Genomic DNA, 15,402 nt, shown 5'->3' with positions numbered 1-15,402 from the left:
GCCCGTCGCGCCTCGTGCTGTGCCCCTCCCGAACCGCCCAGCCCGTCCGGGTCCCGACCGCGCTCCGCGTGACCGGTATACTCGGATGGCTGACTGACACGAAAGGTACGTCGTGGCGATACTCTCCGTCGTGCTGCAGGTCCTGCTCGCGATCACGAGCCTCCTGCTCACGCTCCTCATCCTCCTGCACAAGGGCCGCGGTGGCGGTCTCTCCGACATGTTCGGCGGTGGTGTGACGAGCAACCTCGGGGCATCTGGCGTCGCCGAGCGCAACCTGAACCGCATCACGGTGATCCTCGGACTCCTCTGGATCTCCAGCATCATCGTGCTCGGTCTCATCAACAAGTTCACAGCAGGGAGCTGACATGGCATCCGGAGGAAGCGCAATCCGCGGATCGCGCGTCGGCGCGGGCCCGATGGGCGAGCAGGACCGCGGGGTCCAGGCCGAGCGTGTGGCCATCTCCTACTGGGACGCGATGGGCAACGAGGTCGTCCGGTACTTCGCCGCGAACCTGCCCGACGACGAGATCCCGGAGACGGTCGACTCGCCGTCCACGGGTCTGCCGGCCGGTCGCGACAAGGAGAACCCGCCGCAGGTCGCGAAGACCGAGCCGTACAAGACGCACCTCGCGTACGTGAAGGAGCGCCGCACCGAGGAAGAGGCCGCGCAGCTCCTCGAGGACGCGCTCCAGCAGCTGCGCCAGCGCCGCGGGACCGCGGCCAAGTAGACCACCGGTACGGAGAAGGCCCCCGCACCCATCGGTGCGGGGGCCTTCTCCGTCTCACCGCGCCCGAGCGGGAGCGGACAACGGACGGGAGGCCCGGTACCAGCTGGTACCGGGCCTCCCGTCCGTGTGCAGGCGCGTCACGCGCCGCGTGCGTCAGTACGTCGACGCGATGAGGTTCTCCGGGACGTCGCGTGCGGCGTCCTGGTCGACGAAGAAGACCGTGCGCTTCCGACCCTGCACGCCGCCGACGGGGACCTCGTCGACAGAAGCGCCCGCGAGTGCCAGCCCGAGGACCGATGCCTTCTCGGCTCCGGACAGGATGACCCAGACGCGCTGCGAGGCGTTGATCACCGGGTAGGTGAGCGTCAGGCGCTGTGCCGGCGGCTTGGGGGAGTCGTCGACCGGGACGACCTTACGGTCGGTGATGCGCAGCTGCGGGAACTCCGGGAACAGCGATGCGGTGTGGCCGTCCGGTCCGACGCCGAGCAGCGTGATGTCGAACCGGGGCGTCTCGGCGGAGTCGGGGGCAGCAGCGAGGAGTTCGCGCTCGTACTGCTCGGCGGCTTCGTCGATGCTGATGCCGGAGTCCGACGGAGCCATCGGGTGGATGTTCTCCGCCGGGATGCTCACGTGGTCCAGGAAGTCGGTCTGCGTGCCGGTGATGTTGCGGTCCGCGTCCCCCTCCGGCACCCAGCGCTCGTCGACCCACCAGACGTGGACCTTCGACCAGTCGACGCTCTGCTTCGCCTGCGACTGACCGATCGCAGCCAGGACGAGGGTGGAGACGGAGCCCCCGCTGATCGCGATGTCGGCCCGCCCCTGCTCGTCGAGGACGTCGATGATCTTCGTGATGAAGCGTGCGGCGACGGAGGCGCCGAGGGCCTGCTTGTCGGGGTGCACGAGCACCCGCCGTTCGTTGGTCACGTGACTCCTGTGTTCGTGTGCGGTCGGTGTGCCCGCGGGTCGGTCCGGCCGGCCGTCCGACCGTCCACCGGGCGGGTGGGGGAGGACGGACGGCCGGACCGTGGTGGTTCAGCCCGCGATGCGTTCGCGGAGCTTGGCCACCCCGTGCTTGACGACGTCTCCGAAGAGGACGTCCGGGTCGAGTCTACGGAGTTCCTCGGCCAGGCAGTCGCGGAGGTTCCGGCGGGGCAGGGACAGGTCGTGCGTCGGCTGACCGGGCATCGACAGCGTCGCCACGTCGACCAGGGACCGCTCGAGTTCGATGGTCCCGGACTCGCGGATCAGCTTGACGCCGTGGATGCCGCTCGAACCGGTCGCACGCGGCGAGGTGGTGACCTCCACCGGTACCTTGAGCTGCAGTCCGAGCCAGGCCGCGAGCAGGACGGTCGACGGGCTGTCGAACGCGCCCGAGACCTCCACCGCGGTGATCGGCTCGAACGGCGGCTGGTCGAGCGCGGCGGCGAGCTGGTTCCGCCAGAGGGTCAGGCGGGTCCACGCGAAGTCGGTGTCACCCGGTGCGTAGGAGTCGGCCAGCGCCATGATCGCCGCGTTCGGGTCCTTCTGAGCGGCTGCGTCCGTGATGCGACGCTGGGCGATCCGGCCGAGCGGGGACGCCGAGGGCTTCTCTGGCGCGGCTTCCGGCCACCAGGCCACGACGGGCGCGTCGGGCAGCAGCAGCCCGGTGACCAGGCTCTCCTCGTCCGCCGCGGTCTCGCCGTAGGCACGGAGGACGATGACCTCGCTGGCTCCGGCGTCGCTACCCACGCGGATCTGCGCGTCGAGCCGGCCGGGGGACGCGACGTCTCCTTCGTTCTTCGACACGATGACGACGCGCATCGGGTGCTCGCGGGACGCCTGGTTCGCGGCCTCGATCGCCTCTTCCTCGCGACCGAGGGCGGTCGAGACGATGAGGGTGAGGACGCGGCCCAGGGCGACGGCGCCGCCCTCTTCGCGGATGTGCACCAGGGTCTTCTGGATCTTCGAGACCGTGGTGTTCGGCAGGTCGATCTTCATGGACGCCTCCAGGTCCGACCGTCGCGGGCCAGGAGCTCGTCGGCCGAAGCCGGGCCCCAGGTGCCGGGACGGTACTGTTCGGGCTGGCCCTGAGTCCGCCAGAACTCCTCGATCGGGTCGAGGATCTTCCAGGACAACTCGACCTCCTGGTGCCGCGGGAACAGCGGCGGGTCACCGAGGAGCACGTCGAGGATGAGCCGTTCGTAGGCCTCGGGGGAGGCCTCGGTGAACGCGTGGCCGTAGCCGAAGTCCATCGTCACGTCGCGGACCTGCGTCCCGACGCCGGGGACCTTCGAACCGAAGCGGAGCGTGACGCCCTCGTCCGGCTGCACGCGGATCACGAGGGCGTTCTGGCCGAGCGGGGACTGCTCGATGCCGAAGACGTCCTCGGGCACGCGCTTGAACACGATCGCGATCTCGGTCACCCGACGACCGAGTCGTTTGCCGGCACGCAGGTAGAACGGGACGCCCTGCCAGCGGCGGGTCGCGATGTCGAGACGGATGGCCGCGAAGGTCTCGGTCGTGGACTCGGGGTTCATGCCCGCTTCCTCGAGGAACCCGAGCACCTTCTCGCCGCCCTGCCACCCACCGGCGTACTGCCCGCGGCTGGTCGCCGTGGACAGGTCCTCGGGCAGGCGGACCGCGGAGAGCACCTTCTCCTTCTCGGCACGGAGGTGTCCGGCCTTGAACGAGACGGGCTCCTCCATCGCCGTGAGGGCGAGGAGCTGCAGGAGGTGGTTCTGGATGACGTCGCGCGCCGCGCCGATGCCGTCGTAGTACGCGGCTCGTCCGGCGACGCCGATGTCCTCGGCCATCGTGATCTGCACGTGGTCGACGTAGTTCGAGTTCCAGATGGGTTCGTACATCTGGTTCGCGAACCGCAGCGTCAGGAGGTTCTGGACGGTCTCCTTGCCGAGGTAGTGGTCGATGCGGAACACGTCGTCGGGAGCGAAGACGCTCTCGACGATGGCGTTCAGCTCGCGCGCGGTGCGGAGGTCGGAGCCGAACGGCTTCTCGACCACGACGCGGCTCCAGGAGCCGTCGCGCTTCTCGGTGAGGCCCGAGACCTTGAGCTGCTCCGTGACCACGGGGAACATCTTCGGCGGGATGGAGAGGTAGAAGGCGTGGTTGCCGAGCGTCCCACGTTCGGCGTCGAGCGTGTCGACGGTCTCCTTGAGCAGCCGGAACGCCTCCGGGTCGTCGAACGATCCCTGGACGAAGCGGATGCCCTGTTCGAGCTGACGCCAGACGTCCTCGTCGAACGGGGTCCGCGAGTGCTCCTTGACGGCATCGTGGACGAGTTGGGAGAAGTCCTGGTCCTCCCAGTCGCGCCGAGCGAACCCGACCAGCGCGAATCCCGGGGGCAGGAGCCCCCGGTTCGCGAGGTCGTAGACCGCGGGCATCAGCTTCTTCCGGGAGAGGTCTCCCGTCACCCCGAAGATGATGAGGGTGCTGGGACCCGCGATCCGGTTCAGTCGACGGTCCGCGGGCAACCGGAGCGGATTGTGCTCCGGGGTGATCGCCACCGGTGACATGTCGGTGAACTCCTTTGAATCAGGTGGTGAGTGCAGCCGCGATGACCGCCACCGCCGCGGGGACGTCCCGCGTCGACAGGGTCAGCACCGGGCGGCCGTGCTCGGCGAGGACACTCGCGTCACCGGCTGCCTGGGCTCGGATGAGCCGACCGAACGTGAACGGGCGGCCGGGGACAGCGAGGTCGTCCTGCTCGTCGGAGACGATCTGCAGGAACACGCCGTTCGCGGGGCCGCCCTTGTGGTACTGGCCCGTGGAGTGCAGGAACCGGGGCCCGAAGCCGAAGGTGACGGGCCGGCCGGTGCGAGCGGCCAGCTGGTCGCGGAGCGACACCAGGCCGGCACCGGCGGCGCGGTCCACGTAGGCGTGGACGGCCACGTAGCCGTCGGCGCCGAGACCGGCCAGGAGGCCCGACACGGCCTGGGTGAGCGTCGTCCCGACGTCGACTCCACCCGTCGCGGACACGGCGATGCCGTGCTCCTCGAAGGCCGGCGTGACATCCGGTGACGCAGGACCGTCGAGCAGCGTGCGGGCGGCGACCTTGGCGGCCTCCACGTCGGGCTGGTCGAAGGGGTTGATGCCGAGCAGCCGCCCGGCGACCGCGACCGCGTACTCCCAGACGAGGAACTGACCACCGAGCGTGCCGGTGATCTCCAGCTCGCCGTCGGCGACGTGGCGCTCGTCCTCGCGGGACCCGACGAGCCGCACGACCTGGAGGTCGGGCAGACCCGCGCCGAGCTCGGGGGCGTCGACGTCGAGGACGACGGGGAGCAGCCCCCTTCCGTCCTTGCCGGTCGACTCGGCGATGAGCTGTTCGATCCAGTCACCGAAGCCGAGGATGTGGGTGCCGTCCGCGACGATGGCGATCTTGTCGCGCAGCGGAGCGGTCCCGCCGAGGACCGCGCCCAGCACGAGGCCGGGGTTCTCGTCGGTGTCGACGGCCAGCAGCACGCTGATGGCGTCGGCCTCGTCGAGGAGCTCCGCGATGTCGGCTCCGGCCAGTCCGGCCGGGACCAGTCCGAAGGCGGTCAGTGCGGAGTAGCGGCCGCCGACGGTCGGGTCGGCGGTGAAGACGCGGTACCCGGCCTGCTGTGCGGCGTACTCGAGCGCGGAGCCCGGGTCCGTCACGACGACGATGCGCCCGGCGGGGTCGATGCCGGCGTCCTCGAACGCCTGCTCGAACACCCGGCGCTGCGAGTCGGTCTCGAGCGTGGAGCCTGACTTCGACGACACGACGAGCACGGTGCGCTCGAGGTCGGTGAGCGCAGCCCGGACCTGCGCGGGATCGGTGGAGTCGAGCACCACCAGTGGCACGCCGGAGGTCCGGGCGATGACCTCCGGCGCGAGCGACGATCCGCCCATGCCCGCGAGGACCACCCGGTCGACGCCCTGCTCGTGCAGCTGGTCGCGGAGTGCCACGACCTCGGCGACGAGCGGACGCGAGACCGAGACGGCCTCGACCCAGCCGAGGCGGTTCGACGCCTCGGCTTCGGCTGCAGGACCCCACAGTGCGGCGTCCTGTGCCGTGATCCCGGACGCCACCAGATCGGTGACGAGGCGCGGGACCACCGTGTCGATGGCCCGCGCCGCGTCACCGCTGGCGGCGATGGAGACGGTCACTCTTACTTGGCGTTCTCGAGGGCCGTCTTGACGGTGTCGACGAGCTCGCCCCACGAGACGTTGAACTTCTCGACGGCCTCCTTCTCGAGGAGGTCGACGACGTCGTCGTAGTCGATGCCGACAGCGGCGAGCTGGTCCATGACCTGGTTCGCGTCGTCGAAGGTCCCGGCGATGGCGTCGCCGTGGATCTGACCGTGGTCGAACGTGGCCTCGAGGGTCTTGCCCGGCATCGTGTTGACGGTGTTCGGGGCCGCGAGCTCGGTCACGTAGAGGGTGTCGGGCAGCGACGGGTCCTTGACACCGGTCGAGGCCCAGAGCGGGCGCTGCGTGTTCGCGCCGGACTCGAGGAGGCCGAGGGCACGCTCGGTCGCGAACGCCTGGGTCCACACCTGGTAGGCGAGCTGCGCGTTGGCGATGCCGGCCTTCGACTTGAGCGCGGTCGCCTCGTCCGAGCCGACGGCGTCGAGACGCTTGTCGATCTCGGAGTCGACGCGCGAGACGAAGAACGACGCGACCGAGTGGATCTTCGAGAGGTCGTGGCCGGCGGCCTTGGCCTTCTCGAGGCCACCGAGGTAGGCGTCGATGACGGCGCGGTAGCGCTCGAGCGAGAAGATCAGGGTGACGTTGACCGAGATGCCGGCGCCGATGACCTCGGTGATGGCCTCGAGCCCGTCGACGGTCGCCGGGATCTTGATGAGGACGTTCTCCTTGCCGACCTTGTCGAACAGGAACTTCGCCTGCTCGATGGTCTTCGCGGTGTCGTGCGCGAGACCCGGCTCGACCTCGATGGAGACGCGGCCGTCGAAGCCGTTGGACGAGGCGTAGATCGGGGCGAAGATGTCGGACGCGTCGGCGACGTCGCGCGTGGTGATCTCGAAGATCGCGTTCGTGACGTCGGTGCCCGCAGCGGCGAGCTCCTTGACCTGCGCGTCGTAGCGCTCGCCCTTGGCGAGGGCCGAGGCGAAGATCGTCGGGTTCGTGGTCACGCCGACGACGTTGCGGTCCGCGATGAGGTTCTCGAGACGGCCGGTCTCCAGCAGCTCACGGGACAGGTCGTCGAGCCAGATGCTCACGCCGACGGCGGAGAGGGCTTCGGTGGGGGTGGTGTCAGTCATTCGCTTCTTCTCTGCTTCGTTTTCGTTCGTCGGCTCCGGGGAGCCGTGGTCTGTGCGGGGGTCGAGCCCCCGGCACGGGAGGGACGTGGCGGGACCGCCACGGGCCTCCCGTGCGGAAGGGCCGGGCCCGGATGTCCGGACCCGGCCCGGTGGGTCAGGACGCTGCTGCGATCGATTCCTTGGCAGCCGAGATGACGTGCTCGGTGGTGAAGCCGAACTCCTCGAACAGCTTCTGGTAGTCGGCCGAGGCACCGAAGTGCTCGATCGACACGCTGCGGCCGGCGTCGCCGACGATGTCGCGCCAGCTCATCGCGATCCCGGCCTCGACCGAGACACGGGCCTTGACGGCCTTCGGCAGGACCGACTCGCGGTACGCCTCGTCCTGCTCGAAGAACCACTCGAGCGACGGGGCGGACACGACGCGGGCGTTGATGCCCTCGCTCTTCAGCTGCTCACGGGCGTCGACCGCGATCTGGACCTCGGAGCCGGTGCCGATGAGGATGACGTCCGGAGTGCCGTTCGGCGCTTCGGCGAGGATGTACGCACCCTTGGCGACGTTCTTCGCCGAGGCGAAGACCTCGCCCGAGGCGTCACCGTCGCCACGCTCGAAGACGGGCAGGTTCTGGCGGCTGAGCGCGATGCCGGCCGGGCGGTCCTGGTGCTTGAGCATCTCGAGCCAGGCGTACGCGACCTCGTTGGCGTCCGCGGGGCGGACGACGTCGAGACCCGGGATCGCACGGAGGGCAGTGATCTGCTCGATCGGCTGGTGCGTGGGGCCGTCCTCGCCGAGGGCGATGGAGTCGTGCGTCCAGACGTAGATCGCGGGCGCCTTCATGAGGGCGGCGAGACGGACTGCCGGACGCATGTAGTCGCTGAAGATCAGGAAGGTGCCGCCGAAGGGGCGGGTGTTGCCGTGCAGGACGATGCCGTTCAGGATCGAGCCCATGGCGTGCTCACGGATGCCGAAGTGCAGCACGCGGCCGAACGGGTCCGTCGTCCAGGTCTTCGTCGAGGCCTCGGCCGGACCGAAGGACTTGCCGTCCTCGATCGTGGTGAGGTTCGACTCGGCGAGGTCGGCGGAGCCACCCCAGAACTCGGGCATCAGCGGCGCGATGGCGTTGATGACCTTGCCGGAGGCGGCGCGGGTCGAGACGGCCTTCTCGGTGCTGAACACCGGGAGGGCGGCTTCGAGGCCCTCGGGCAGCTGCTTCGCCTGCACCCGGTCGAACAGTGCCTTCTTGTCGGCGTTGGCCGCGGCCCACGCGTCGAAGGTCTTCTGCCACTCGGCGTGCTCGGCCTGGCCCTTGGCGATCGCGCCACGGGTGTAGTCGAGGACCTCGGGGTCGACGTCGAAGGTCTTCTCGGTGTCGAAGCCGAGGACCTCCTTCAGGCCCTTGAGCTCGTCGGCACCGAGGGCCGAGCCGTGGATCTTGCCGGAGTTCTGCTTGGTGGGCGACGGCCAGCCGATGATCGTCTTGATGACGATCAGCGACGGCTTGTCGTGGACCTGCTTGGCGGCCTCGACGGCGGCGAAGAGTGCTTCGGCGTCCTCGTGGTACTCGCCGGTCTTCTTCCAGTCGACGACCTGGACGTGCCAGCCGAGCGCCTCGTAGCGGGCGTGGACGTCCTCGGAGAACGCGATGTCGGTGTCGTCCTCGATCGAGATCTGGTTCGAATCGTAGAAGGCGATGAGGTTGCCGAGCTGCTGGCGACCTGCGAGCGAACCGGCCTCGTTCGTGACGCCTTCCTGCATGTCACCGTCGCCGGCGATCACGTAGGTGTAGTGGTCGAACGGCGACTGACCGGCCGGGGTCTCCGGGTCGAACAGACCGCGCTCGAAGCGCTGCGCGTAGGCGAAGCCGACCGCGGACGCGAGGCCCTGGCCGAGCGGTCCGGTGGTGATCTCGACACCGTCGGTGTGGCCGTACTCCGGGTGACCCGGCGTCTTGGAGCCCCACTTGCGGAGGTGCTGGAGGTCGTCGAGCTCGAGGCCGTACCCGTGCAGGTAGAACTGCACGTACTGCAGGATCGATGCGTGACCCGCCGACAGGATGAAGCGGTCGCGGCCGATCCACGTGGAGTCGCCCGGGTCGCGACGCATCACCTTCTGGAAGAGGAGGTGAGCCAGCGGCGCGAGGCTCATCGCGGTGCCGGGGTGACCGTTGCCGGCCGCCTCGACAGAGTCGGCGGCGAGGACGCGGGCCGTGTCGACGGCCTTCCGGTCGATGGCGTCCCAGGTGAATTCAGCCACTTGGATGTTGACCCTTCATTGATGCGACATGTGCGAGGGCTCGTGCCATCGCACGGACATGGTGCCCACCCGGGGCTCCGTCGCGGCGCCGTTGCCGGCGGCCGACCGGCTCGATCGCGGCCGACGTCTTCGGGGCACGCTGCGGGAGGGCCTCTCCAGCATAGTGAACCGGCACTCAGAAGGTGCCCAGGTGACCGGCGGGCCTCGGTGGCCGTTCGGTGGCCGGTCACCGTCCGGGCGTGTCCCGGACCCGCGGCGATGCTGCCGGACATCGTCGTGGCGCCCTCGATCGCGTAAACTGATCGTGATCCGCGACCATTCCGCGGACACGCGCGCCCGGACGCCGACGGTGACGTCCTCCCGAGCGTGCGAGCTGCAGCGAAACAGACTGAGGTTCCCTTGCCGAGTGCCACCGTGACCAGGCCAGACACCGTTCGTCGGTCGATGCTGTCCCGCAAGGTCCGGGCGTACGTCTCGCTCACCAAGCCGCGCGTGATGGAGCTCCTGCTCGTCACCACCGCGCCCACGATGTTCCTCGCCGAGCGTGGCGTGCCCGACCTGTGGCTCGTGTTCTGGACGATGCTCGGCGGCGCGATGTCGGCCGGGTCGGCGTCCGCGTTCAACTGTTACATCGACCGCGACATCGACCGCCTGATGAAGCGCACGAGCACACGTCCGCTGGTCACCGGTGAGCTCTCGGACCGCGAAGCGCTGGTGTTCTCGTGGATCCTCGGCATCGTGTCGACCGCGGTCCTCGTCGTCTTCGTGAACTGGCTGGCGGCTGCGTTGAGCGTCGCCGCGATCCTCATCTACGTGTTCGTCTACACGCTCTGGCTCAAGCGCCGGACCCCGCAGAACATCGTCTGGGGCGGCTCTGCGGGGTGCATGCCGGTCCTCATCGGGTGGGCGGCCGTCACCGGCTCGTTGACCTGGGCGCCGGTCATCCTCTTCATGGTGATCTTCCTCTGGACGCCGCCGCACTACTGGCCGCTGTCGATGAAGTACCGCGACGACTACGACGCCGCCGACGTGCCGATGCTGGCCGTCGTGCGCGGGCGGACCGTCGTCGGGCTGCAGGTCGTGCTCTACGCCTGGGCGACCCTGGTCTGCTCGCTGCTCCTCGTCCCGGTCGCGAACATGGGCCCGCTGTACACGGTGGTCGCACTCGCCGGCGGCATCTGGTTCGTCGTCGAGTCGCACCTGCTCTACAACCGGGCGATCCAGCACATGGAGCAGGTCCACCCGATGCGTGTGTTCCGCAGCTCGATCACGTACCTGACGCTGCTGTTCATCGCGGTCGGCATCGATCCGCTGCTCCCACAGGTGTTCACGTTCACGATCTGATCCACCCGGTGTGACCACGGGCCCGGCCTCCTCGGAGGTCGGGCCCGTCGTCGTTTCGGGGGCGGGCGCGGCGTGCGCCTCGGGCGGCAGGCTGGCGGCACGGCTGCCGACCCCGACGCGAAAGCGACAGTTCGCGGCGGAATACCCGCGCAAGTCTGTCGCGTCCGGGTCCGGGTCCGGGTCCGGGTCCGGGGGGTCCGGGTCCCGGTCCCGGTCCGGGTCCGCGTCCGGGTCGGGGACCGGGGGTGGCGGTGACGCGGGCCGGCCCGCGACTCCGACTCGGGCGCGGAAGCGACAGTTCACCGCAACGTGGCCGCGCTCATCTGTCGCTTTCGCGCCCGGGGCCAGACGGCAGCGGCGCAGCGGCGTGCGGGGCGCGGGGCGCGGTGCCGGCGGACTCCTGCGCGGAAGCGACCGTTCGGCCGAAGGTGCACGCAGACGTGTTGCGTCCGGGGCCGGGACCGGGTCCGCGGCCGTCCGGGAGGCACGGATCGCCACTCGCGGACGGCTGCCGTGACGAGGTGGCCGGCCCGCAGCCGCGGTGGGGCCGAGCCGGGTCAGGCCCGGACGGCGTCCCGACCGGCACTCGAGCGGGTGGAGAGCACCACCGCGGTCACCGCCGCGACGAGCAGGCCGGCGAGCACCATGTGGGTGCCCACCAGGCCGACGGGGAGGCCGGTGCGGGCCTGGGTGAGCCCGACCGCGATCTGGACGAACTCGACGACGAGCAACAGCAACGCGCTCCTGCTGGAGATGCGGAGGCGGACCGCCCCGATGACGAGCACGAGCGTCAGGGCGAAGGTCGCGTAGGCGGGGATCGCGTGCAGGTGCTCCATGAGCTGCGTGTCGAAGCCCGTCCGGTGCACCGCGCCACCGTCCACCCGCTCGCTCGCGCCGGCGTGCGGACCGCTGCCGGTGGTGAGGATGCCGACCAGGACGGTGACGGCGACGGCGACGACGGTGCCGCCGACGACGGCGGAGTACCAGCGGGGCACGATGCGATCGCGGACGCGCGGGCCTTTCACCGACCGGTACACGAGTGCGGCGGTGATGCTCGTCAGGACGGCGGAGACGACGAAGTGCAGTCCGACGACGAACGGGTTGAGGCCGGAGATGACCGACACGCCGCCGATGACGGCCTGGACGGGGATCGCCGCGCCCTGGGCGAACGCCAACCAGAACAGCTCAGGCCGGGTCTTCCGCATCCGGACGACCGCCAGGAACATCGCGATCGCGACGACGACCAGCACGAAGGTGAGGAGGCGGTTGCCGAACTCGATGACGCCGTGGATGCCCATCTCGGGCGTGGACACGAGCGAGTCGGTGGTGCACTTCGGCCAGGTGGGGCAGCCGAGGCCGGAGGCGGTCAGGCGGACCAGCCCACCGGTGCCGATGAGCACGACCTCGACGACGAAGGACGCCCAGGCGAGGACCACGACGCGCGGGTCGACGGTGCGGGGGAGCGACCACCAGGTGGTCGGAGTCCGGACGTCCTGCTCGACGGTGGGGCCGACGCGAGTCACGAGGGTGGTGCCTTCCTGTTGTTCCGGGCCCTGGACCTGTAGGATTCGAGGGTTCAGCAGCAGTCAAGTCTAGGCAGGCGCCGGCTCCGAATGAGCCGTGATCGCCGATCGGTCCCGCGACTGCGTGGAAGCATCGACGTTGCGAGGCAGCAACACCATGGACCGCCGTGTCGGCGGCCCGCGGTGGAATGGTGTCCGACACCACCGGGTTGTACCGGAGACGCTGTTGCGAGAAGGAAACGAGGAGACCATGTCCGACGTGCTCATCGACCGTCCAGAACTCGAAGGGCTCGGCCAGTACGAATTCGGCTGGGCCGACTCCGACGCGGCCGGCGCCTCTGCGCGCCGTGGCCTGTCGGAAGAGGTCGTCACCGACATCTCCGGCCGCAAGGGTGAACCCGAGTGGATGCGTGCCAACCGGCTGAAGGCGCTGAAGCTCTTCGACCGCAAGCCGATGCCCTCGTGGGGCGCCGACCTGTCGGACATCGACTTCGACAACATCAAGTACTTCGTGAAGTCGACGGAGAAGCAGGCCGAGTCGTGGGAGGACCTCCCCGAGGACATCCGCACCACGTACGAGCGCCTGGGCATCCCGGAGGCCGAGCGTCAGCGCCTCGTCGCCGGCGTCGCCGCGCAGTACGAGTCCGAGGTCGTCTACCACCAGATCCGCGAGGACCTGGAGCAGCAGGGCGTCATCTTCATGGACACCGACACGGCGCTGCGCGAGCACCCGGAGCTGTTCGAGGAGTACTTCGGCACCGTGATCCCGGCCGGCGACAACAAGTTCGCTGCGCTGAACACGGCCGTGTGGTCCGGCGGCTCGTTCGTCTACGTCCCGAAGGGCGTCCACGTCGAGATCCCGCTGCAGGCCTACTTCCGCATCAACACGGAGAACATGGGCCAGTTCGAGCGGACGCTGATCATCGCGGACGAAGACTCGTACATCCACTACATCGAGGGCTGCACCGCGCCGATCTACAAGTCGGACTCCCTGCACTCGGCCGTCGTCGAGATCATCGTGAAGAAGAACGCCCGCGTTCGCTACACGACGATCCAGAACTGGTCGAACAACGTCTACAACCTCGTCACGAAGCGTGCGATCGCCCACGAGGGCGCGACCATGGAGTGGATCGACGGCAACATCGGGTCCAAGGTCACGATGAAGTACCCGTCCATCTACCTCGCCGGTGAGCACGCCAAGGGCGAGACCCTGTCCGTCGCCTTCGCCGGCCCCGGCCAGCACCAGGACGCCGGCGCGAAGATGATCCACATGGCGCCGTACACGACGTCGTCGATCGTCTCGAAGTCGATCGCCCGTGGTGGCGGTCGTGCCGGGTACCGCGGCGAGGTCCGGGTCGACCCGGGCGCACACCACTCGGCCAACACGGTCCGCTGTGACGCGCTGCTCGTCGACACCGTCTCGCGGAGCGACACCTACCCGGCGATCGACATCCGTGTCGACGACGTGCAGCTCGGCCACGAGGCCACCGTCTCCCGTGTCAGCGAGGAGCAGCTGTTCTACCTCATGTCCCGCGGCATGGCCGAGGACGAGGCCATGGCGATGATCGTGCGCGGTTTCATCGAGCCAATCGCCCGCGAGCTCCCGATGGAGTACGCACTCGAACTCAACAAGCTCATCGAGATGAGCATGGAAGGATCCGTCGGCTAGATGTCCAGCACCACCCCTCCTCCCCACATCGACCAGCCGACGGAGCCCGCGAGCACGCTCTCGTCGGGCGGTACGGACCAGCACGGCGCCCGGGCGCACTCCGACGGCGGCTGGGACACCAAGGTGCCGGTGCAGACGCGTTCCGAGCGGTTCCGCTCGGGCGACGTCGACGCCTTCCCCGTCGTCACCGGCCGAGAGGTCAACTGGAAGTTCGCCCCGCTCGCCAAGATCCAGCCGCTGCTCGACGGCCCGCTGGACGGCTCGGCGTACCCGTTCCTCGCGACCCAGTCCGCGGGCGCCGACGTCGAGTGGGGTCGCAGCGACGACCCCCGCGTCGGCGGCGCCGGCCTGCCGGAGGACCGGGCGGCCGCGGCCGCATGGAGCGCGCGCGACGCCGTCCTGGCGATCACCGTGAAGGGCACCGACGAGCACGAGTTCATCACGGTGACCCGCTCTGACTTCGGCTCGCAGCCGCGGGCGGCGCACACGGTCATCACGGCCGAGCCGCACGCGCAGGGCATCGTCGTCATCGACAACCGCGGCACGGCGCTCCTCAGCGAGAACGTCGAGGTCGTCGTCCGCGACGGCGCACGGCTCACCGTCGTCACGGTCCAGGACTGGGAAGACGACGCGGTGCACGTCTCGACGCACTTCGCCGAGGTCGGCCGCGACGCCTTCCTCAAGCACGTCGTGGTCTCGCTCGGCGGTGACGTCATCCGCGTCAACCCGTCCACGCACCTCGGTGCGCAGGGCGGCGACGTCGAGATGTACGGCGTCTACTTCGCCGACGCCGGCCAGTACATCGAGCAGCAGGTCTACGTCGACCACGACGCGCCGAACACCCGCAGCCGGGTCAACTACAAGGGCGCGCTGCAGGGCCAGGGTGCGCACACGGTGTGGATCGGCGACGTCCTCATCGGACGGTCGGCTCCCGGCACGGACTCGTACGAGCAGAACCGCAACCTGGTCCTGACCGACGGAACGCGCGCCGACAGCATCCCGAACCTCGAGATCGAAACGGGCGACATCACCGGTGCCGGCCACGCCAGCGCCACCGGTCGTTTCGACGACGAGCAGCTCTTCTACCTGCAGGCCCGCGGCATCCCGGAGGAAGAGGCACGTCGTCTCGTCGTCCTGGGCTTCCTGGTCGAGGTGATCCAGAAGATCGGTGCGCCCGAGCTCGAGGAGCGTCTCATCGCTGCCGTCGAGCAGGAGCTGATGGAGGGCCGGACGGTCCTCGCCGCGCCCGTCGCCGAGGCTGCTGCCGCCGGGGTCGACGCCTGATGGCCGAGAAGGTCTGTGCCGAGAGCGACATCGCGGTGGACAGCCCGATGCGTGCGGTCGTCGACGGCACCGCGATCGCGATCGTGAAGGACTCGGCCGGCACGGTGCACGCCATCGGTGACACCTGCACGCACGGCGACATCTCGCTGTCCGAGGGCTTCGTCGAGGGCGACTCGCTGGAGTGCTGGGCGCACGGGTCGCAGTTCTCGCTGACGACCGGCAAGCCGAAGAACTTCCCGGCGTACGAGCCGGTGCCGGTCTTCCGGGTCGAGGTCCGTGACGGCGACGTCTACGTCGACGTGCACGAGCCGGTCCCGGTCGACTGACAGTCATCCCTCACTCTTCCCGCGGCTGACGC

General features: G+C 69.4%; 13 protein-coding genes. 6 read left to right on the top strand and 7 right to left on the bottom strand.

Annotated features, from left to right (window positions below; translation table 11 throughout):
- Window positions 1–112 precede the first annotated feature (112 nt).
- Both secG and DEJ24_RS02845 read left to right on the top strand, forming a co-directional pair.
- A complete protein-coding gene (gene secG / locus DEJ24_RS02850) occupies window positions 113–364 on the top strand; it encodes a preprotein translocase subunit SecG (protein WP_110825023.1) in 252 nt (83 codons plus the stop codon).
- A 1-nt stretch (window position 365) separates the two neighbouring features.
- The gene (locus DEJ24_RS02845) at window positions 366–728 is read left to right on the top strand and encodes an RNA polymerase-binding protein RbpA (protein WP_110902226.1); all 363 of its coding nucleotides are present in this window, start codon (window positions 366–368) and stop codon (window positions 726–728) included.
- Window positions 729–881: 153 nt separating this feature from the next.
- On the opposite strand, the gene pgl is transcribed toward DEJ24_RS02845, so the two are convergent.
- The 6 genes from pgl to tkt form a co-directional block, all read right to left on the bottom strand.
- Window positions 882–1,652 carry a 6-phosphogluconolactonase gene (gene pgl, locus DEJ24_RS02840; protein WP_111077198.1) on the bottom strand — a complete coding sequence of 257 codons (771 nt, stop codon included), beginning with the start codon at window positions 1,650–1,652 and terminating at the stop codon, window positions 882–884.
- 108 nt (window positions 1,653–1,760) lie between these two features.
- Complete coding sequence (locus DEJ24_RS02835) at window positions 1,761–2,705, bottom strand: glucose-6-phosphate dehydrogenase assembly protein OpcA (protein ID WP_110902228.1); 945 nt, start codon at window positions 2,703–2,705, stop codon at window positions 1,761–1,763.
- The gene (gene zwf / locus DEJ24_RS02830) at window positions 2,702–4,240 is read right to left on the bottom strand and encodes a glucose-6-phosphate dehydrogenase (RefSeq protein ID WP_110902229.1); all 1,539 of its coding nucleotides are present in this window, start codon (window positions 4,238–4,240) and stop codon (window positions 2,702–2,704) included. Before zwf ends, DEJ24_RS02835 begins: the two co-directional genes overlap by 4 nt.
- A gap of 19 nt (window positions 4,241–4,259) precedes the next feature.
- On the bottom strand, window positions 4,260–5,858 hold the full coding sequence (locus DEJ24_RS02825; protein WP_111077197.1) for a glucose-6-phosphate isomerase: 1,599 nt from the start codon (window positions 5,856–5,858) through the stop codon (window positions 4,260–4,262).
- Between the two features lie 2 nt (window positions 5,859–5,860).
- Entirely contained in the window at window positions 5,861–6,973 is a 1,113-nt protein-coding gene (tal, locus tag DEJ24_RS02820; protein ID WP_110902231.1) for a transaldolase, read from the bottom strand.
- Between the two features lie 154 nt (window positions 6,974–7,127).
- Entirely contained in the window at window positions 7,128–9,224 is a 2,097-nt protein-coding gene (tkt, locus tag DEJ24_RS02815; RefSeq protein WP_111077196.1) for a transketolase, read from the bottom strand.
- Window positions 9,225–9,638: 414 nt separating this feature from the next.
- On the opposite strand from tkt, the gene DEJ24_RS02810 reads away from it, so the two are divergent.
- A complete protein-coding gene (locus DEJ24_RS02810) occupies window positions 9,639–10,568 on the top strand; it encodes a heme o synthase (protein ID WP_181432805.1) in 930 nt (309 codons plus the stop codon).
- 557 nt (window positions 10,569–11,125) lie between these two features.
- Here DEJ24_RS02810 and DEJ24_RS02805 read toward each other — a convergent pair.
- On the bottom strand, window positions 11,126–12,091 hold the full coding sequence (locus tag DEJ24_RS02805; RefSeq protein WP_111077194.1) for a heme A synthase: 966 nt from the start codon (window positions 12,089–12,091) through the stop codon (window positions 11,126–11,128).
- 250 nt (window positions 12,092–12,341) lie between these two features.
- Between DEJ24_RS02805 and sufB the strand changes: the two genes are divergently transcribed.
- From sufB to DEJ24_RS02790, 3 genes are read left to right on the top strand one after another with little or no spacing between them, the layout of a single operon-like run.
- Window positions 12,342–13,760, top strand: a complete 1,419-nt coding sequence (sufB, locus tag DEJ24_RS02800) for a Fe-S cluster assembly protein SufB (protein ID WP_110902235.1) — start codon at window positions 12,342–12,344, stop codon at window positions 13,758–13,760.
- Window positions 13,761–15,044: a Fe-S cluster assembly protein SufD gene (sufD, locus tag DEJ24_RS02795; RefSeq protein WP_111077193.1), complete on the top strand. Its 1,284-nt coding sequence runs from the start codon at window positions 13,761–13,763 to the stop codon at window positions 15,042–15,044. It abuts the gene before it with no gap.
- Complete coding sequence (locus DEJ24_RS02790; protein WP_372377828.1) at window positions 15,044–15,370, top strand: non-heme iron oxygenase ferredoxin subunit; 327 nt, start codon at window positions 15,044–15,046, stop codon at window positions 15,368–15,370. The genes sufD and DEJ24_RS02790 overlap by 1 nt, the downstream gene beginning before the upstream one ends.
- Window positions 15,371–15,402 lie beyond the last annotated feature (32 nt).

The sequence above is a fragment of the Curtobacterium sp. MCPF17_001 genome (genome assembly GCF_003234615.1).
Taxonomy (GTDB): Bacteria; Actinomycetota; Actinomycetes; order Actinomycetales; family Microbacteriaceae; genus Curtobacterium.
This window is presented reverse-complemented; position numbering and strand designations above follow the sequence as displayed.